This window comes from Streptomyces sp. NPDC051563, assembly GCF_044454225.1.
GTDB lineage: Bacteria > Actinomycetota > Actinomycetes > Streptomycetales > Streptomycetaceae > Streptomyces.
This window is the reverse complement of the sequence record NZ_JBITDL010000012.1, coordinates 80,089-99,073: the sequence shown is the minus strand read 5'-3', so window position 1 is coordinate 99,073 and position 18,985 is coordinate 80,089. Positions and strand designations below refer to the sequence as shown.

Sequence of the window (18,985 nt, the reverse complement as noted above, 5' to 3'; positions counted from 1 at the left end):
GCCCGCGGATCCGGGAGGCCGGTGATCACCCCAGCCTCACCTTCACCACCTGGCTCGCCCCCTCCAGCGCGGTGAGGCTGCCGAACCCGAGCCGGAGCGCGGTCCCGGTGCTCGCGGAGACCACGCTCGCGGGCTGGGACAGCACCTGGGCGACGGGCCGGTTCCAGACGAGGGTCAGCCCCGCCAGGGTGCGGGTCGGGTCCGAGACGCACACCACGGCCGTGCCGTCGCCGGGCTCCCGCACCGTCACCGAACACGGCGCGCTCGCCTGGAGGGCGCCGATCGTCGCGGGCTGCCAGAAGTTCACCCCGGTGAAGCCCAGCGAGCCCACCGCCACCCCTTGGGCGGTCGGGTTGTTGGCGAGCACCGTCAGCCATCCGGTGGCGGCGGACCGCGCCGAGGTCTGGGCGGCCGAGGCGCCCGGCATCAGCTGGTAGACGTAGCTGCCGGCCGTCGGGTTCGTCCCGTGGTCGTACCAGAGGGTGAGGTAGCGCCGGGTGAGAGCCGTGGTGGACGCGCTCCGGTTGATGTCGCTCCACCGGCCGGTGCGGGCCTCCCGCAGTGCCCGGAAGGTGCCCGACCCCGACATCACATAGCCGCCGAAGCCCGCCAGGTGCGCCCAGCCCGGCCCGGGGAAGGAGGCCGTCCAGCCCAGGGTGGCCGGCTGGAGCGTGCCGCTCACGGTCAGGGCGTGGGCGCCGGTCGCGCCCAGGTTCCGGTTGTCGATGACCGTGTCCACACCGGCGCCGTCGGTGGAGCTGATCCCGGCGCCCAGGCAGACCACGGTGTCGTCGAGGAAGAACCAGGACTTGCGGGCCGTGAGCGTGCTGCCCAGACCCTTCAGGTGCTGGCCCACCGAGGCGAACTCCCCGTCGGTCGTGCCGCCCACCCAGGTGACGTCCGGCCGGGAGGCGCCCCAGTCGCCCCCGGCCCCGTCGGCCAGTGGTTTGCGGGAGGCGGTGGTTCCGGGCAGCCGGTAGGGATCGACCGTGGGCCAGAACCCGTCCGCGTACTGGCCGTTGCCGTAGGTGGAGCCCCACCAGGAGAGCATGCCGCTGCCCGTGTGCCAGCCGCGCAGGTTCTCGCCGTTGCCCGTCTCGTAGTGCGTGATCCGCTTCGAGGCCATGGACAGGGAGGCCGCCCACGCCGGCCTGCGGTGCGTGGCCCGGTCCATCGAGGGGAACAGCCGGTGCGCCACCGGCTCGGGCAGGGCCGTGACCGTGGCGTCCGCCGCCACCTCGGAGAGCCGGGCCAGGGCCGACAGGCTCTGTGTGGGGTCCGACAGCGGAGGGGCGTAGTAGTCCCGTGCCGTCCATCCCTTCACCAGGCCGCGCCAGCGCGTCCGTTCGGCGGTGCTCGCCCCCTCGGCGAGGAGCAGGATCGCCGCCAGGACGGAATGCCCGCGGGTGTGGTCGTCCAGTTGTGCCTGGAGCGGATCGGCGATCTGGACCCCCCGGCTGGGGGCCCGCCCCGATACGGCGTCCATCATCAGCCCGTTGTAGAGGAACGGGGCCCACGCGTGCTCCACCGCGTCGAAGACGATCTGCGCGCCGGGGTCGGTGACCTCCCAGGCCGTCCCCTTCAACAGGCCGAACAGCATGCCCAGTCCGCCGAGCATGACCGAACCGTACGAACCGGTGTACGCGACGTAGGTGTGCTGGATGAAGGAGCCGTCCCGGTAGAGCCCGTCGCCGGAGGTCACGTACGGGAACACCGGGGTGAGCGCGTCCCGGGCCAGCGCGATCTTCGCGTCGTCCCCGCCGACCACACCGCGCAGCGCGAGCACCCGGCACAGGTCCACTCGGTTCGCCCCGGTGCTGGTCCCCGTGTACGAGCCGACCGTGGAATCCGGTACGAAGTGGTCCACGGCGGCGCAGTACGCGGAGAGCTGGGCGGTGGAGAGCTGGCCGTACATCAGGACGACCGTGTCCAGCAGCGCCTGGGGGGCGCCGATCTGCCAGCACCACCAGTTTCCGTACCGCGCCTGGCCGGCGTTGTAGACCTGGGCGTTGAGGTGGTCCAGCCCGGTCAGCACGGCCGTGCGCAGCGCGGCGTCTCCGGTGAGCCCCGTGCCCGGTCTGACGTAGGCCTCGGCCATGCCGCGCAGCCGGTAGTAGCTCTGCGCCATCCACTCGGGGTCGGTGGTGAAGACCTGGTCGGGCCAGAGCGAACCGGTGGCCGGTGCCATCGAGGAACGCCACTGGCCGGCCTGCGCGCCCAGTGCGGCCAGCCGGGTGCGGAAGGGCTCCGCGGTGGGGGAGGACACGGTCCCCAGGACGAGGCCCTGCCACACCGCGCGCATGGCGGCGTGCACCGAGGTCACGGTCCCGGCGCTCGCCGGGAGGACGGGGGTGCCGAGCAGCACCACGCTGCCACCGACCGCCGTGAGGAAGGCACGGCGGCTCCACACATCTGTCATCACAGTCTCCTTTGACTGGAACGCTGATTCGCCCGAAACGCTGCGGCCCCCGTGTACTTGCGCCCCCGTGTACTCGGCCCCGTGTACTGCGACCCCCGTGTACTTCAGCTCAGGCACCCCCCCCGTCACCTCACGCGACGTGCTCGCGGTAGCGGTCGATCACCTCCCGCAGCACCTCTTCGCCGTCGCGGGCCCACAGTCCGGGATGGAAGATCTCCACCTCGACCGGTCCCAGGTACCCCGCGGAGTCGGTCAGCTCCCGGAAGGCCCTCAGGTCGATCGAACCGTCACCCAGCTGTCCCCGCCCCAGCAGCACGCCCTCGGGGAGCGGTGTCACCCAGTCGGCGACCTGGACGGACACGATCCGCCCGCCCTCTCCGGCTCGCCGGACCTCGGAAGGCAACCGCTCGTCCCACCACAGGTGGTAGGAGTCGACGACCACCCCGACGCGCTCCGCCGGGAACTCCTCGGCGATGTCCAGGGCCTGACCGAGGGTGGAGACCACGCAGCGGTCCGCCGCGTACATCGGGTGCAGCGGCTCGATGCCCAGGCGCACCCCGAGTCCGGCGGCGTACGGGACCAGCTCGCCCAGGATGTCGACGATCCGACGCCGGGCTCCCGGCAGGTCCCGGTCGCCGGCCGGCAGACCGCCGGAAACCAGGACCAGCGTGTCGGCGCCCAGCTCGGCGGCCTCCTCCACGGCACGGCGGTTGTCGGCCAGGGCTGCCGCCCGCCCGTCGGGATCGGCGGCGGTGAAGAAGCCGCCCCGGCACAGCGAGCTGACCCGCAGTCCGGCCCCGGCGACCAGCTTCGCGGTCTCCCGGAGCCCGAACCGCTGTACGGGATCGCGCCACAGCCCGACCGCCCCGACCCCGGTCGCGGTGCAGCCGGCCACCAGCTCGGGAAGGGACCACTGGCGGATCGTCTCCTGGTTCAGGCTGAACCGGGCGGGCGCCGCGGCCGGGCTCACGCGGCCACCCCGTGCAGGGCGAGCAGCCGTCGCATCCGGGCCTCGGCGAGCTCCCTGTCCGGGAACAGGCCGAGGTCGTCGGCCAGTTCGTAGGCGGTGGCCAGATGGGGGAGTGAGCGTGCCGAGTGCAGTCCGCCCACCATCGCGAAGTGCTCCTGGTGCCCGGCGAGCCAGGCCAGCAGCACGACGCCCGTCTTGTAGTAGCGGGTGGGCGGGGCGAACAGGTGCCGGGACAGTCTCACCGTCGGATCCAGCAGCTCCCGGAATCCGGCCGCATCGCCCTGGTCGAGGGCGAGCGCCGCCCGCGCGGCGATCGGGGCGATCGGGTCGAAGATTCCCAGGAGCGCGTCGCTGGCCAGCTCGCCGTCCCCGGCGATCAGTTCCGGGTAGTGGTAGTCGTCGCCCGTGTAGCAGCGCACGCCCGCGGGCAGCCGCCGCCGGATGTCGACCTCGCGCTCCGCGTCCAGCAGCGAGACCTTGATGCCGTCGACCTTCTCCGGGTACTCGGAAATGATCTTCAGGAAGACGTCCGTGGCCGCGTCCAGGTCCGCGTGCCCCCAGTACCCCTCCAGCGCCGGGTCGAACATCGGCCCCAGCCAGTGCAGGACCACCGGCCGGGAGCTCTGCCCCAGCAGGCTGCCGTACACCTCCAGATAGTCCTCCGGGCCGCGCGCCGCCGCGGCCAGCGCCCGGGAGGCCATCAGTACGGCCGTCGCCCCGCACTCCTCGACGTGCGCCAGCTGCTCCTCGTACGCCGCGGTGACGGCGGCCAGGGCGTGCGGGACGTCAGGAGCCAGCTGGTCGGTGCCCGCGCCGCAGACGATGCGGCCGCCCACCGACCGGGCTTCGGCGGTCGAACGGCGGATCAGCTCCGCAGCAGCCGGCCAGTCCATGCCCATCCCGCGCTGCGCCGTGTCCATGGCCTCGGCGACCCCGAGGCCCTGCGACCACAGCGCGTGCCGGAAGGCCAGCGTGGAGTCCCAGTCGATCACCGGGCCGGATTCGGCCGAGGCGGCGAGGGGGTCGGCCACCACGTGCGCGGCCGAGTAGAAGGTGCGGCTGCGGGCCGGGCCGCAGGTCACCGGAGCCAGCGGAGCCGTCGAGGGCGAGTGGAGGCGCAGCCCGCCGTCCGCGGCGGGGAGCCGGATGCTCACAGCGCCACCTCCGGGACCACGAGCCGCCGGCCCTCGGCCGAGGAACGCAGCCCGAGATCGGCCAGCTGCACCCCGCGGGCCCCGGCCAGCAGGTCCCACTGCCAGGGATCGTCCCGTACGACATGGCGCAGGAACAGCTCCCACTGGGCCTTGAAGCCGTTATCGGCGGGGGTGTTGTCCGGGACCTCCTGCCATTGGTCGCGGAACTTCTCGGTCAGCGGCAGGTCCGGATTCCACACCGGCTTCGGGGTCGTCGCACGGTGCTGGATCCGGCAGCCGCGCAGCCCCGCGACCGCCGAGCCGTGCGTCCCGTCCACCTGGAACTCCACGAGCTCGTCGCGGTTGACCCGCACCGCCCAGGAGGAGTTGATCTGCGCGACGGCGCCCCCCTCCAGCTCGAAGATCCCGTACGCCGCATCGTCCGCGGTGGCCTCGTACGGCTTGCCCTCCTCGTCCCAGCGGCGGCCGATGTGGGTGCGCGTCAGCGCCTGCACCGTGCGGACCCGGCCGAACAGCTCGTGCAGCAGGTACTCCCAGTGCGGGAACATGTCGGCGACGATGCCGCCGCCGTCCTGGGAGCGGTAGTTCCAGGACGGGCGCTGGGCGGACTGCCAGTCGCCCTCGAAGACCCAGTAGCCGAACTCCCCGCGCACGGACAGGATCTCGCCGAAGAAGCCGCCGTCGATGAGCCGCTTGAGCTTCAGCAGGCCCGGCAGGAACAGCTTGTCCTGCACCACGCCGTGCTTGACCCCGGCCGCGTCGGCCAGCCGCGCGATCTCGAGCGAGGACTCGAAGGTGAGGGCGGTGGGCTTCTCGCAGTACACGTGCTTGCCGGCCGCCACGGCCTGGCGCACGGCCGCCTCGCGGGCGCTGGTCACCTGGGCGTCGAAGTAGATCTCGACCTCGGGATCGGCCAGCACCGCGGCCAGGTCCGTGCTCACGTGCTCCAGGCCGTGCCGGTTCGCGATGGCCCGCAGGGCCTCCTCGCGGCGGCCGACCAGCACCGGCTCGGGCCACAGCACCGTGCCGTCGCCGAGGTCGAGCCCTCCCTGCTCGCGCAGGGCGAGCAGGGAGCGGACCAGGTGCTGGCGGTATCCCATCCGCCCGGTGACGCCGTTCATGGCGACCTTGATCGTCCTGCGCTGCACGGTGTCCCCTCCTTCGTCTTGTTGCGGTGTTCCTCGTGCGGGGTTCTCGAGAAAACAGCATAGAAAGCGCTTTCTCTCGCATCAGGCTAAGGGCCGCGCGGCGCCCTGTGCAAGACTCGTACGGGTGATGGAAAGCGCTTTCTTCATCGGTGACTATGGAGATCCACACAGCGGGTGAGACGATGACCCGGGACGGAACGGAAGGAGGGGACGATGGCGGTCACACTCGCCGAAGTGGCGGCGCACGCGGGCGTATCGCCCGCCACGGTCTCGCGCGTGCTCAACGGCGGGTACCCGGTGGCGGGCACCACCAGAACCCGCGTGGAGCAGGCGGTCGAGGACCTCGGCTACATCGCCAACGGCCCCGCGCGGGCCCTCGCCGCGGCGACCTCCGACCTGATCGGCGTGCTCGTCCACGACGTCGCGGACAGCTTCTTCGGGATCCTCGCCGGATCCCTGCAGAGCGCCCTGGCACCCGGCGGGCCGGGCGGCGCGCGCCGCCTCGCCGTCGTCTGCAACACCGAGGGCGCACCAGCCGCGGAGCTCGACTACCTGGCCCTCCTGGAAGGCCAGCGGGCCGGCGGGGTCGTCCTGACCGGCGGCGCCGTCGAGGAGCCGGAGCACACCCGGGCGCTCGCCGCCCGCCTCGCCCGCATCGCGGCCACCGGCGCCCCGGTGGTGCTCTGCGGGCGGCCCCCGCTGCCCCTGCCCGCCGGACTCCCCGTGGCCACCGTCATGTTCGACGACCGGGGCGGCGCCTTCCGGCTCACCGAGCACCTGCTGACGCTCGGCCACCGCAACATCGCCTACGTGGCCGGCCCGCCCGGACTGAGCACCACCCGGGAGCGGCTCGCCGGACACCAGGACGCCCTGCGCGACCACGACCCCGCACTGCCCGCGCACTGCGCGGACCTCACCGTGCACGCGGGGTTCGAGCGGTCCGCCGGATACGACGCCACCCGTGAACTGCTCCGCCGCGGGGCGCCCTTCACCGCGGTGGCCGCCGCCAACGACACCGTCGCCACCGGGGTGGCGGCAGCCCTGCGCGAGGCCGGCCTGCGGATACCGGAGGACGTCTCCGTCGCCGGTTTCGACGACCTGCCCGTCTGCGTCGACACCGCCCCCGCCCTCACCACCGTCCGGTTGCCGTTGCGCGAGGCCGGGGTGCTCGCGGCCCAGCTCGTCACGGGACGCAGAGCTCTGCCGCCGGGCGGCATCACCACCCTGCCCGCCGAGCTGACGGTGCGCGCCTCCACCGCACCGCCCCCCGCCACCGGGCTCCCCGCCACCACCGCAGCAGGCCGCCCGTGAGGTACGCCTTCTCCACCCTCGGCCTGCCCGGCACCCCGCTGGAGCACAGCGCGGAGCTCGCCGCCACGCACGGCTACCAGGGCCTCGAACTGCGGGCCCACCCCGAGGAGCCCCTGCACCCCGCCAGCTCCGCCGGGGACCGCGCGGCCGGCCTGCGCACCCTGACCGCCGCGGGCGTCACCGTCCTCGGAGTCGCGGGCTACGCCCGGGTGGCCGCACCCGGCCCCGACGAGCCGGTGCTCGCCGAGATCCTGGACCTGGTCCGGCTCGCCGCCGACCTCCAGGCCCCCTACGTACGGGTCTTCCCCGGCGGCGGTGACCCGCTCCCGGCCGAAGCCGACGACCGCGCGGTCCGCCGACTCCGGACCGCGGCACCCTTCGCCGAACGGCACGGGGTGCGGATCCTGCTGGAGACCCACGACTCGCACCGCACCGCCGCCGCCACGGCCCGGGTCCTCGACCGGGTCGCGCATCCGGGCGCGGGCGCGCTGTGGGACGTACTGCACACCTGGCTCGGGGGCGAGTCACCGGCCGAGTCGAGTCGTGCCCTCGCCGGGCACCTGGGGTACGTCCAGGTCAAGGACGTGGCCTCCGCGCAGGAGCTGACCCCGCTCGGACTCGGTGGGGGAGCACTGCCCCTCGCCGAGGCGGTGGCCCTCGCACCACCGGAGGGCTGGCTCTGCTGGGAGTACGAGAAGCGCTGGTACCCCGGCGCGGACGAACTCCCGGAGCGGCTCGGGCCGGGCCGCGCATACCTGGAGCGGCTGGTCCGCGCGGCGGGCCGCTAGGGGGTGTCCGTCTGGTTCGGGTCCTGCCGGGTCGGCACGGGTGGCACGGTGGCGGATCCACGGGGTGGCGGTCCGACCGTGCTCGGCCTCCGGCCAGTCCGGCTTCCACGGAGCACGGAGCACTGAGAACCGAGAGGGCCGGACTAGGCCGAGTGGCCGAGCCGGGACCGGTCGACGGCATGGCGGAAGCCGGACCCCCGGGCGTACCGCTCCACCTCCTCGACCGCCGAGGCCGCCAGCCGGTCCAGCTCGCCGCCCAGGGAGCCGGCCACGTGCGGGGTGAGCAGCACGTTGGGCAGGTCGTACAGCGGCGAGTCGGCGGGCAGCACCTCCGGCTCGGTGTGGTCGAGCACCGCGTGCAGCCGCCCCGAGACCAGCTCGGCGGTCAGTGCCGCGGTGTCGACGAGCGAGCCCCGCGCGGTGTTCACGAGGGTGGCCCCGTCGGGCATCAGGGCCAGCCGGGACGCATCCAGCAGGCGTCGGGTCTGGGGAAGTCCGGGAGCGTGCAGGCTCACGACGTCGCTGCGGGAGAGCAGTGCGTCCAGGGAGACGGCCTCGGCGCCGAGGGCGGACAGCTCGGCCGGATCGGCGTACGGATCGTGCACGAGCACCCGCAGGTCGAACGGGCGCAGCAGCTCCAGCACGCGGCGGCCGATGAGCGAGGCGCCGACCAGGCCGACGGTGCGGCGGTAGTTGCCGACGGCGGGGTAGTGGCGCAGCGGGTCGACGCGGTCGCGGGCGGTCCGGTAGGCGTGCGCGGAGTCCAGGACGCGCTTGTTGGCGAACAGGATGGCGGCGAGCGTGTACTCCGCGACCGGCAGGGCGTTCGCGGCGGCCGAGCTGGAGACGAGCAGCCCCCGCTCCCAACAGGCTTCGGTGACATGGTGTTTGACACTGCCCGCAGCATGCACGACCGCCCGGAGCTCCGGCATCAGCTCCAGCGCCCGCGCATCCAGCGGAGGGCAGCCCCACCCGGTGAACAGGACCTCGGCCACGGCGATCCGCTGCCTCAGGGCGTCCTCGGAACGGGCGGAGCCGAAGTCGGTGACGAGCAGCCCGGGGTCCACATCGGCGACCCTGAGCAGCTCCGGAAGGATCCGCTCACCGAGGACGGCCGCCCGGGTCCCGGCACTCATGGCGAGCACGGTGACCGGTCGGCGGGGCGCGGCGAGAGGGGCGGAGGCGGAAGATGGGGATGGGGCGGAGTCGGAGGAGGGGTGGGTCACTTGACGGCTCCTGCGGTGAGATCCGGAGTCCCGATGGTCACAAACCCCGGCCGCGGCGGCGGGACCGACACGTGGCCAGGCGCCGGCCGGTCCTCACGGGGCGAGGTGGCCCCGGGGCCGCCGCTCCCCAAAGAGGCGGCCCCGGAGCTGTTCGCGGGCTCATCCTTTGCGCAGGTGATCATGACGTCAAGAGCGAATGTGCGATGTGATCGAAACGCACACTCAAAACGCACAACCGGGCTACGGGCGGACGGTCAGCCGGGGGAGCAGGTCCAGATGCTGCCGCGGCCCCTCCCGCCCCGACCCGCGGTCCTCCAGCCGGTCCAGCAGCATGCCCGCCGCCCGCGCCCCCACCTCGCGCTTGGCCGGAGCCACCGCCGACAGGGGGACGTCGGCCAGCTCGGCCACCTCGTCGTCGTACGTGATCACCGCCAGGTCCTCCGGCACCCGCACCCCCCGCGCCTGGAGCCGCGGGATCAGCATGATCGCGTCGGTGTCGCTGTGGATGAGGGCAGCGGTCACGCCCCCCTCGGCCACCGCCGCGCACAGGTAGTCCAGGGTCCGCGCGAAGGCCTCCGCCTCCGGGGGCGAGGCCGCCCCGGCCGCCGTGTCCGCCGTGCCCACCCCGGCCGCGGGCTGCCGCGCCCCCGCCGCCGGCCAGGCAGGCGCGGGCTCCAGTCCGAGGGTGGCCACGGCCGCCGCGAAACCGGTCCGCAGCCGCCCCGACGTCGGGGTCTCCCGGCAGGCGAGCGCGATCCGCTTGTGTCCCCGTTCCGCCAGGTGCGCCACGGCCCGTGCCGCACCGTCCGCGTGGTCGGAGGCCACCCGGTCCAGGGCCGCCGCCGGATGACCCGGCGGGGCCCACCGCTCAACCAGGACGGTCGGCACCGGCAGTTCGGCCGTCCAGGCCCCCTCGCCCGGTCCCGGAGTCCCGGCCGCCCAGTTCGGGGTCAGCAGCAGCCCGTCGGCCCCCGTGGAGAGCAGCCGGTCCGCCTGCGTGCGGTCCTCGCCCGCCAGGTACCGGGTCAGCCCCACGGCGAGCCGGGCACCCCGCGCCTCGACCACCTCGCGGGCGCCCCGTACGACGTCCGCGTAGTAGTAATCGGTGGTCGGCACGACCATCCCGACGACCAGCCCGCCGCCGCTCCTGCCCGTACCCGAGGCCGTACCCGTACCCGGGCCGGTACCCGGACCGCCCTGAGCCGGCCCCGCAGGGTCGGACGGGAGCCGGCTGATCACCCCGTGCATGCGCCGGATCTCGCCCCGCGCCGCCATCACCTCGACGTCCCGCCGCAGGGTCACGGGGGAGATGCCCAGCTCCCTGGCGAGGTCCCCGACCCGTGCGCTGCCCCGGGCCCGGACGAGGGCGAGCACGTGGGCCTGACGCTGGTCGACGTGTGGTCTCAAGGATCCCCCTGCGGATGTGCCTGGTCCGTGTCCGTGGTCCGTGCCGCTCGATTCCACCACAGAATGCCGAAGCGATCGATTCGATCGAACCCGGTCAACCGGTCAGTGAGCTTCGGGGCCGTGTTCGAGCAGGTGCCGCCCGAACGCGGCGTCGACCGCATGCTGTTCACGGCCGACATCCGCGAAGTCCTTTGCGATCGTGTGAACTTCTACGCGACCTCCGATCTGGCCTGAGGCTGCCCGCCAAGGGAGCCGTAGGAGGTCCGGGCCGCCTCCCGTCCCCTCCCGGGCCGCGCCCGTCCCCTCTCGGGGGGGGGATCTACACTGCGGTCCTGTCGATCATGTGCCGGACGAGTGCGGAGGAACGAAAACCATGCGCCATCTCCCCCTGGGCAGTTCAGGTCTCCAGGTCTCGGCGATCGGGCTCGGCTGCAACAACTTCGGCGGCCGCCTCGACGCCCGGGCCACCCGCGCCGTCGTCGACGCCGCCCTCGACGCGGGCATCACCCTCCTCGACACCGCCGACATCTACGGGGGCGCCGGGGGCTCCGAAAGCCACCTCGGCGAGGCCCTCAAGGGGCGCCGGGACCAGGTGGTCCTGGCCACCAAGTTCGGCTACGACGGCGTGGACATGGGCTACGGACCCGCCGCCGGCTCCCGTGGCGGCCGGGCCTACATCCGGCGCGCCGTCGAGGCCTCGCTGACCCGCCTGCAGACCGACCACATCGACCTCTACCAACTCCACAGCCCCGACCCGGCCGTTCCCGTGGCCGAAACCCTCGCCGCGCTCACCGAACTCGTCACCGAAGGCAAGATCCGCTACATCGGCCACTCCAACTTCAGCGGCTGGCAGCTCGCCGAAGCCGCCCACGTGGCCCGCGAGACCGGCGCGGCACCCTTCGTATCGGCCCAGAACGAATGGTCACTGCTCCAGCGCTCGGCGGAGCGCGAGCTGGTCCCGGCCGCCGTGCACTACGGAGTCGGCGTCCTGCCGTACTTCCCGCTGGCCAACGGACTGCTGACCGGCAAGATCCGCCGCGGCGCCCCCGTCCCGGCGGGCTCCCGCCTCGAAGGCCGCGACGCCTACCTCACCGACGAGCGCCTCGACACCGTGGAAGCCCTCGCGGCGCTGGCCGACAAGCACGGGCGCACCGTCCTGGAACTCGCCGTCGGCTGGCTCTCCGCCCAGCCCGGCTGCGCCTCCGTCATCGCGGGCGCGACCTCGGCCGAGCAGGTGCGTGCCAACGCGGCCGTCGCCGACCGGCCGCTCGACGCCGAACTCCTGGCGGAGGTCGACGCCGTCGCGGCGGCCACCGCCGGCTGACCGGAACCCGCCCTCAGGAGGCCGCGGGAGACGGACTGCCGGAAGCGGACCGCTCGACGGCCCCGCGGCGCTGGTGCCCGAGAACCATGATCAGCGGGGTGGCCGACGTGAGGGGACCGTTCTCGGGGACCCGGGCCCCGGGTGCCGAAGGCGCACCCGGGGCCGCCCGGGTCGCCCCGACGGCCGAACCTCAGGACACGATGTCCTTGCGGGCGAACCCGCGGAACGCGAGCGCGAACAGCACCACCGCGTACGAGACCGACACCACCGTTCCCTTGATCATGCCGCCCCATTCGAGCTGCGGCTGCAAGGCGTCGGCCCACGCGAACTGCCAGTGCGCCGGCAGGAACTCCCGCCAGGACCCCAGCGCGGTCACCGCGTCGAGCACGTTGCCGACGATGGTGAGGCCGACCGCCCCGCCCACCGCGCCGAGCGGGGCGTCCGTCCGCGTCGACAGCCAGAACGCCAGCCCGGCCGTGACCAGCTGCGACACGAAGACGAACGCCACGGCGATCGCGAGCCGACCGATCGTGTCCCCGGCCGGCAGCGAGCCGCCCGCGGGGAGTTCCAGCGGCCCCCACCCGTAGGCCGCCGTACCCGCGGCGAGCGCCACCAGGGGTAGCAGCACCATCGCGGCCAGGCTGAACCCGAGGGCCACCACCAGCTTGCTCCACAGCAGCCGGGCCCTGGGCACGGGCGAGGCCAGCAGGTACCGCAGCGAGGACCAGCTGGCCTCCGAGGCCACCGTGTCCCCGCAGAACAGCGCCACCGGCACCACCAGCAGGAACCCGGCCGACACGAACAGGCAGGTGGCCGCGAAGTTCGCGCCCGAGGCCGTCGCCGTGTCGATGAGGGTGATCCGGCCGTCGTTGCCCCCGCGGCTGCCGGGGCCGCCGCCGACCGCGAAGGCGATCATCAGGATGAAGGGCAGCGCCGCCAGGATCCCGCCCATCACCAGCGTCCGCCGCCGGCGCCACTGCCGCAGTGCCTCCACGCGCAGCGGCAGCGTCCGGTTCGCCCGGTAGCCGTGGGCGACCTCGCGGCCGATGCCGTCCGGCGTCACGTCGCCGGGCACAGGCGAACCCGCGTTCGGCTGGGCAGTCGCATCCGTCACGGTGTTCATGCCGCGCCTCCGATCAGGGTGAGGAACGCGTCTTCCAGCCGCCGGTGCGGTCCCACTCCCGAGACCGGCACCTCCAGCCGTACGAGTTCGGCGATCAGCTCGGCGGCGCTCGCGCCGTCCAGCCGTACGAGCAGACCGTCCTCGGCGCTCGCCACGGACTCCACTCCCTCCAGTGCGGCGATCTTCCCGACGACCGCCTCGTCCACCGGCTCGGCCAGGGACACCAGCAGGACGTCGCCGCCGCCGGTGATCTCGGCGACCTCGCCCGCCTGGACGAGCCGGCCGCGGTCCATGACGACCAGGTGGGTGCAGGACTGCTCGACCTCCGAGAGGAGGTGGCTGGAGACGATGACCGTCCGCCCGCCGGCCGCGTACCGGATCATCACGTCGCGCATCTCGCGGATCTGCGGCGGGTCCAGGCCGTTGGTCGGCTCGTCGAGGATCAGCAGGTCCGGCATGCCGAGCATGGCCTGCGCGATCGCGAGGCGCTGGCGCATGCCCTGCGAGTACGTCCGTACCGCCCGCTCCAGCGCGTCGCCGAGCCCGGCGATCTCCAGGGCCTCCTCCATGTGGGAGTCCCCGGCCGGGCGGCCCGTGGCCTGCCAGTACAGCTCCAGGTTGGCGCGCCCCGTCAGGTGCGGCAGGAAGCCGGCACCCTCCACGAACGCCCCCACCCGCGAGAGCACGGGCGCACCGGCCCGGACCTGGTGCCCGAAGACCCTGATCTCCCCGGCGTCCGGAGTGATCAGGCCCATCAGCATCCGCAGGGTCGTGGTCTTGCCCGCGCCGTTCGGTCCGAGCAGGCCGAGCACCTGGCCCCGCTCCACCCGGAACGACAGGTCCCGTACGGCGTACCGGTCCTGCGCCTTGGCGTAGCGCTTGGTCAGCCCGGTGATCTCCAGCGGTACGCCGGCCAGCGCCGGGTCGGGCTGCGACCCGCCGGCCCGGCCACCGCCCGGCCCCCGGCCGGTCCTGCGGAGCCCCACCAGCACCGCGGCCAGCAGCGCGGCCCCGAGCGGCATCCACCAGGTCCAGGCGGGCAGCCCGGTGGAGGCCGTGCGAACCCCGCCCGCGACGGGCACGGCCAGCGGACCCTGCGCCGAGACGGTGTACGTCGCCGGGGCGGCGGGGGAGGCGTAGCCGAGGTCGGTGGCGGCGACGACGAGCCGCAGCCGGTGCCCGGCCTCGACCGCGTGGTCGATCGCGGGCAGCCGCAGCTCGACGGTCTTGTCCTGCTGCGCGCCCTCCACCCGTACCGGGGCCACCAGCTGGCTCGGCAGCACCTGCTGGCGGCCGTCGGGGCTGACGTCGTACACCTTGCCGAACAGGACGGCCGAACCGTCCTCAGCCGTAGACCTCACCTTTAGGGTGATGGTCGAGGTCCCGGTGATCCGGGTCTCCGCCGTCAGCGGCTCCGATTCGAACCGGGCGTTCTGCCCGGGGAAGTCCAGCGAGAGGCCGCCCCCGAGGGCGGCGAGCTGCCCGCCGATGCCCGGCAGCGCGGACAGCGCGGGCGGGGCCCCGCCCGCCGGGTTCGCGAAGGTCTGCTCCCGGCCGGCCAGGGCGAACTCGCGCGGCCCGGACAGCAGCCCGGGATACGTGGAGCCGCTCGCTCCGCGCAGGGTGACCCGGCCGTCGGTGGAGTCGATGCCGCCGGAGCGCGAGACGCGGAAGGCGGGGCCGGTGTCCACGGCCGTGTCGTCCTTGAGGTAGCGGTCGAACCAGGTCTTCACCCGGTCCTCGACCCGGTCCGCCTCGCGCATGCCCCCGTCGTGGCCGCCGGCGGCCCAGTCCACGGAGACGGGCGCACCGTTGGCGGCGATCGCCCGGGCCATGGCATCGGCCTGGTCCAGCGGGAAGAGGGAGTCGTCCTGGCCCTGCGTGATCAGGGTCGGCACCTTGATCGCGCCGCCGACCGCCGAGGGACTGCGCCGCTCCAGCAGCGCGCGGGCCTCGGGGTCCGGCTTTCCGGCCACCGCGACCCGTTCGTACATGGCGCACAGCTCGGGCTGGAAACGTCCGCAACCGGGCGCGGGCGGGGCCGCCTGCGGGGTCGCCTGCGGGGCTGCGCCCGGGCCGGAGGCCCCCGGCTGCAGGCCGCCCGCGGAACCGGTGGTGAAGAAGAGCCCCGCCCACAGCTTCTTGAAGACGCCGTTCGGGAAGAGGGAGTCCGCGAGGTTCCAGTAGGTGATCGAGGGGGCGATGGCGTCCACGCGGGGGTCGGTTCCGGCGGCGAGCAGCGAGACCGCCCCGCCGTACGAGCCGCCCGCGATGCCGACGCGCGGATCTCCCGCCGCGTCGAGCCGCACCCCCGGCCGGGCGGCGATCCAGTCGATCAGCCGGGAGACGTCCTTGACCTCGTAGTCGGGGTCGTTCAGCCCGATCTTCCCGCCGGAGCGGCCGAAGCCGCGCGCCGACCAGGTCAGCACGGCGTAGCCGTCGCGGGCGAGGCGCTCGGCCTGCGGGCGCATGTCCTCCTTGCTGCCGCCGAAACCGTGGGCGAGGAGGACCGCGGGACGCTTCCGCCCGCCGTCCTCCCCGGCCGTGAAGTACGAGATGTCGATCCCGGCGCCGGGCATGTCGAGGACCTTGTCCTCGCGGCGCACGGACGGGGCGTCGCCGGCCGCGGCGGTGGCGGTGAGGGTGCCCGCCCCCGCGACGACGGCGAGCGCGGCGGCGCCGGCGAGCAGGCGGCTTCGGCGGCGCCGGGGCAGTCGGAGCTTCATACGGGAACCCTAAGCGCCAGGCCGCCGGTGGCCGCGCTCCCGCAGGCTGAACCGTCGACGTCCTCAAGGACTACGCGTCCTGCCGCGTGTACCGCGCCTGCGGTATGCCCGGCCCGGCCCGGCGGGGCCGGGCGGGTGCCGAGTCCGCCCGGCCCTCCGGGCAGCCGCCCTCGCCGGAGCCGGGCCGCCCGGCCGGGCAGGGCTGCGGCCGGACGTGCCCGTACCCCGCCGGAACGGGACGCAGGGCCGGGGGTCGGGGGCCGGGCTGCTTCTTCCCCCACCCCGCCCCTTCCCGAAACCGGGGCTTCCGCCCCAGACCCCGCGCCTCAAACGCCGGCGGGGCTGGTTGTGCCCAGGTCGGGCTGTGCCCCCCGGCGGGCTGTGCCCAGGCCGGGGCTGGGCCTGCTCGCTGGGCTCCGCCCCAGACCCTGCGCCTCAGGTGCCGGCGGGGCTGGTTGTGCCCAGGTCGGGCTGTGCCCCCCTCCCCGGCGGGCTGTGCCCAGGGTGGGGCTGCGCCTGCCCGCCGGGCTTCGCCCAGGCCCCGCGCCTCAGATGCCGACAGGGCTGGTTGTGCCCCTCGGTCCGTGCCCCCCGGCGGGCTGCGCCCAAGGCGGGGCCGTGCCCTCCCGGCGGGCTGCGCCCAAGGCGGGGCCGTGCCCTCCCGCCGGGCTGCGCCCAAGGCGGGGCCGTGCCCTCCCGCCGGGCTGCGCCCAAGGCGGGGCTGCGCCTGCCCGCCGGGCTTCGCTCAGGCCCCGCGCCTCGGATGCCGGCCTGGCTGCGCCTGTCCCGGCTGGCTGCGCCGCGGCCCCGCGGCTCGAACGCCAGCCGGGACGGGTGTGCCGGGCTGCGGCGTTTGCCGTGGGGCGGGAGGATGGCCGCATGCTGCTGGCCGAGGTTGCGCGCGTGTCCCGGGAGGTCGCCGAGACCTCCGCCAGGTCGGGGAAGACCGCCCTGCTCGCGGAGCTGTTCGCCGCCGCGCCTCCCGAGGAGGCGGCCCTGGTCGTCTCCTACCTCGCCGGGCGGCTCCCGCAGGGCCGGCCGGGGATCGGCTGGCGCGCGCTCGCCGCGCAGAGCGCACCGGCCGCCGGACCCACCCTGACCGTGACCGCCGTCGACGAGGCCGTGACCCGGCTCGCGGCCGTGGCCGGGGCCGGTGCCCAGGCCGAACGGCGCCGGATCCTGGACGCGCTGCTCGGCGCCGCCACCGAGGACGAGCAGCGGTTCCTGCGCAGCCTGCTCGGCGGGGAGGTGCGCCAGGGCGCGCTCGACGCCGTGGCCCTGGACGGGGTGGCCGCCGCGGCCGGAGTGCCCGCCGCCGCGCTGCGCCGGGCCGCCATGCTCGACGGCTCCCTGCCCCGGGTGGCGGCGGCCGTGCTCGCCGACGGGGAGGCGGCCCTGCGCGGGGTCACCCTGCGCGTGGGGCAGCCCGTACAGCCGATGCTGGCGAACACCGCGAAGTCGGTGGCCGAGGCCCTGGCCGCGCTCGGGCCGTGTGCGATCGAGGAGAAGCTCGACGGGATCCGGGTGCAGGTCCACCGCGAGGGGGACGACGTACGGGTGTACACGCGCTCCCTGGACGAGATCACCGGCCGGCTGCCGGAAGTGGCCGAGCTGGCCCGGTCCCTTCCCGGGGAGCGGTTCATCCTCGACGGGGAGGTCATCGGACGCTCCGCGGCGGACGGGCGGCCGGTGCCGTTCCAGGAGGTGGCGAGCCGGGTCGGCTCCCGCTCCGACGTCGAGGCCGCCCGGCGGACCCTCCCGGTCGTCCCCTACTTCTTCGACGTGCTGGTCGCGGGGGACCGCGTCCTCCTCGACCAGCCGGTGCGCGAACGGCACGCGGCGCTCACCGCCCTGGTGCCGGAGGAGTTCCGGGTCGGCCGGCTCGTGGTCGAGGACCCGGCCGGGCAGGCGGCCGAGGCGGAGGAGTTCTGGACGCGGACCCTGGGCCGGGGGCACGAGGGCGTGATGCTCAAGGCCCTCGACTCCGCCTACGCGGCCGGCCGGCGCGGCAAACACTGGCTCAAGGTGAAACCGGTGCACACCCTCGACCTGGTCGTGCTCGCCGTCGAGCGGGGCCACGGACGGCGCACCGGCCTGCTGTCCAACCTGCACCTGGGCGCCCGTACCGCCGACGGCGGCTACGCGATGCTCGGCAAGACCTTCAAGGGGCTGACCGACGCGATGCTGCGCTGGCAGACCGAGCGGCTCGGCGAGCTCGCCGTCGAGGACGACGGCCACACGGTCCGGGTGCGCCCCGAACTGGTGGTGGAGATCGCCTACGACGGCCTGCAGCGCTCCCCGCGCTACCCGGCCGGGGTCGCCCTGCGCTTCGCGCGCGTCCTGCGCCACCGGCCCGACAAACGGGCGCAGGACGCGGATACCGTGGAGACGGTGCTCGGCGGTCCGGCGGCACCCGCCTCCGGGCCCGGACCGGACGCAGCTCCGTAGGGCCGATTTACCTCAGAGGCAAAGCGGATTGCCAGAGAGGTAAGGATCTGGCTCAATCGGGGCATGACAACCGGTCCTGCCCCCGGCGACCCGAATCCCGGCGACCCGAATCCCGGCGACACCACTCCCGACGCCGAGCTGCCCACCGTGGCCCCGCAGCTGCGCGATCTGCGCCGCCGGGCCGGGCTGACCCTGGAGGCCGCCGCCGCCAGGGCCCGGCTCTCGCCGGCGCACCTGTCGCGGCTGGAGACCGGCCGCCGCCAGCCCTCGCTGCCGCTGCTGCTCGGACTCGCCCGCACGTACGGCACGACGGTCTCGGAGCTGCTCGGGGAGACCCCGGCCGTCGCGGATCCCATCGTACGGGCCGGCGGCCCGGGCGCCCGCGAGGCGGACGGCTGGACGTACTGGCAGGCGGGCGGCTCCGGCCGCGGGATGCAGGCGCTGCGCGTGCACGTCCCCTACGGCCGCAGCCAGGGCGAGCTGGTCCGCGTACATCCCGGGGAGGAGTGGCTGTACGTGCTCCAGGGGCGCCTGCGGCTGCACCTGGGGGAGACCGAGTACCTGCTGGAGCCCGGGGACAGCGCCCACTTCGACTCGCTCACCGCGCACCGGATCGGCGCGGCCTCGGCGGCCGGGGCGGACCTGCTGTTCGTCCACACCCTGCTGCAGAGCAGCCTCGCCGGCCTGTGCCTCGGCGGCGGCACCCGTACGACCACACACGACCGATAGCGAGGAGCCGTACGCCATGCCCGATACGCAGCTGCCCGAACAGACCCGGCAGAAGCAGCAGTCGAAGTTTCCGCGCGGTCTCGTCATCCGGCTCATCGCCTATTTGTTCGTGGGGCACTTGTTCGCGTTCTTCGTCTACCTGCTCTTCGTCCTGGGTGCGCAAAACCAGTGACAGCAGGCCGGAATTTCCGTACACGGCTCTAGGAACCTAC

At 74.3% G+C, this 18,985-nt stretch carries 14 protein-coding genes; 6 read left to right on the top strand and 8 right to left on the bottom strand.

Going from position 1 to position 18,985, the window contains the following annotated elements; genetic code table 11:
- Positions 1 to 25 precede the first annotated feature (25 nt).
- The 4 genes from ACIA8F_RS16250 to ACIA8F_RS16235 form a co-directional block, all read right to left on the bottom strand.
- A complete protein-coding gene (locus ACIA8F_RS16250; RefSeq protein ID WP_399379288.1) occupies positions 26 to 2,419 on the bottom strand; it encodes a polysaccharide lyase 8 family protein in 2,394 nt (797 codons plus the stop codon).
- A gap of 130 nt (positions 2,420 to 2,549) precedes the next feature.
- The gene (locus tag ACIA8F_RS16245) at positions 2,550 to 3,389 is read right to left on the bottom strand and encodes a sugar phosphate isomerase/epimerase family protein (protein WP_399379287.1); all 840 of its coding nucleotides are present in this window, start codon (positions 3,387 to 3,389) and stop codon (positions 2,550 to 2,552) included.
- Positions 3,386 to 4,543 carry a dihydrodipicolinate synthase family protein gene (locus tag ACIA8F_RS16240; RefSeq protein WP_399379285.1) on the bottom strand — a complete coding sequence of 386 codons (1,158 nt, stop codon included), beginning with the start codon at positions 4,541 to 4,543 and terminating at the stop codon, positions 3,386 to 3,388. Before ACIA8F_RS16240 ends, ACIA8F_RS16245 begins: the two co-directional genes overlap by 4 nt.
- Complete coding sequence (locus ACIA8F_RS16235; RefSeq protein WP_399379495.1) at positions 4,540 to 5,664, bottom strand: Gfo/Idh/MocA family protein; 1,125 nt, start codon at positions 5,662 to 5,664, stop codon at positions 4,540 to 4,542. Before ACIA8F_RS16235 ends, ACIA8F_RS16240 begins: the two co-directional genes overlap by 4 nt.
- Positions 5,665 to 5,904: 240 nt before the next feature.
- Here ACIA8F_RS16235 and ACIA8F_RS16230 point away from each other — a divergent pair, with 240 nt between their 5' ends.
- Together ACIA8F_RS16230 and ACIA8F_RS16225 are read left to right on the top strand one after the other, a co-directional pair.
- Positions 5,905 to 7,002: a LacI family DNA-binding transcriptional regulator gene (locus ACIA8F_RS16230; protein WP_399379283.1), complete on the top strand. Its 1,098-nt coding sequence runs from the start codon at positions 5,905 to 5,907 to the stop codon at positions 7,000 to 7,002.
- Positions 6,999 to 7,790, top strand: coding sequence for a sugar phosphate isomerase/epimerase family protein (locus ACIA8F_RS16225; RefSeq protein WP_399379281.1), 792 nt, complete (start codon positions 6,999 to 7,001; stop codon positions 7,788 to 7,790). Before ACIA8F_RS16230 ends, ACIA8F_RS16225 begins: the two co-directional genes overlap by 4 nt.
- A 143-nt stretch (positions 7,791 to 7,933) precedes the next feature.
- On the opposite strand, the gene ACIA8F_RS16220 is transcribed toward ACIA8F_RS16225, so the two are convergent.
- Together ACIA8F_RS16220 and ACIA8F_RS16215 are read right to left on the bottom strand one after the other, a co-directional pair.
- Positions 7,934 to 8,926, bottom strand: a complete 993-nt coding sequence (locus tag ACIA8F_RS16220) for a hydroxyacid dehydrogenase (protein ID WP_399379280.1) — start codon at positions 8,924 to 8,926, stop codon at positions 7,934 to 7,936.
- A gap of 330 nt (positions 8,927 to 9,256) precedes the next feature.
- On the bottom strand, positions 9,257 to 10,423 hold the full coding sequence (locus tag ACIA8F_RS16215) for a substrate-binding domain-containing protein (protein ID WP_399379279.1): 1,167 nt from the start codon (positions 10,421 to 10,423) through the stop codon (positions 9,257 to 9,259).
- Between the two features lie 373 nt (positions 10,424 to 10,796).
- Here ACIA8F_RS16215 and ACIA8F_RS16210 point away from each other — a divergent pair, with 373 nt between their 5' ends.
- Entirely contained in the window at positions 10,797 to 11,747 is a 951-nt protein-coding gene (locus ACIA8F_RS16210) for an aldo/keto reductase (RefSeq protein ID WP_399379277.1), read from the top strand.
- Positions 11,748 to 11,937: 190 nt separating this feature from the next.
- Here ACIA8F_RS16210 and ACIA8F_RS16205 read toward each other — a convergent pair whose 3' ends face one another.
- Both ACIA8F_RS16205 and ACIA8F_RS16200 read right to left on the bottom strand, forming a co-directional pair.
- A complete protein-coding gene (locus ACIA8F_RS16205) occupies positions 11,938 to 12,870 on the bottom strand; it encodes an ABC transporter permease (protein ID WP_399379276.1) in 933 nt (310 codons plus the stop codon).
- Positions 12,867 to 15,596, bottom strand: coding sequence for an alpha/beta fold hydrolase (locus ACIA8F_RS16200; RefSeq protein ID WP_399379275.1), 2,730 nt, complete (start codon positions 15,594 to 15,596; stop codon positions 12,867 to 12,869). Before ACIA8F_RS16200 ends, ACIA8F_RS16205 begins: the two co-directional genes overlap by 4 nt.
- Before the next feature lie 879 nt (positions 15,597 to 16,475).
- Between ACIA8F_RS16200 and ACIA8F_RS16195 the strand changes: the two genes are divergently transcribed.
- From ACIA8F_RS16195 to ACIA8F_RS16185, 3 genes are all read left to right on the top strand, one after another.
- Positions 16,476 to 18,044, top strand: coding sequence for an ATP-dependent DNA ligase (locus tag ACIA8F_RS16195; RefSeq protein ID WP_399379273.1), 1,569 nt, complete (start codon positions 16,476 to 16,478; stop codon positions 18,042 to 18,044).
- 63 nt (positions 18,045 to 18,107) lie between these two features.
- Positions 18,108 to 18,773, top strand: a complete 666-nt coding sequence (locus ACIA8F_RS16190; protein ID WP_399379271.1) for a helix-turn-helix domain-containing protein — start codon at positions 18,108 to 18,110, stop codon at positions 18,771 to 18,773.
- Positions 18,774 to 18,789: 16 nt separating this feature from the next.
- Positions 18,790 to 18,945 carry a DUF6126 family protein gene (locus ACIA8F_RS16185; RefSeq protein ID WP_399379269.1) on the top strand — a complete coding sequence of 52 codons (156 nt, stop codon included), beginning with the start codon at positions 18,790 to 18,792 and terminating at the stop codon, positions 18,943 to 18,945.
- The last annotated feature ends 40 nt before the right edge of the window (positions 18,946 to 18,985 follow it).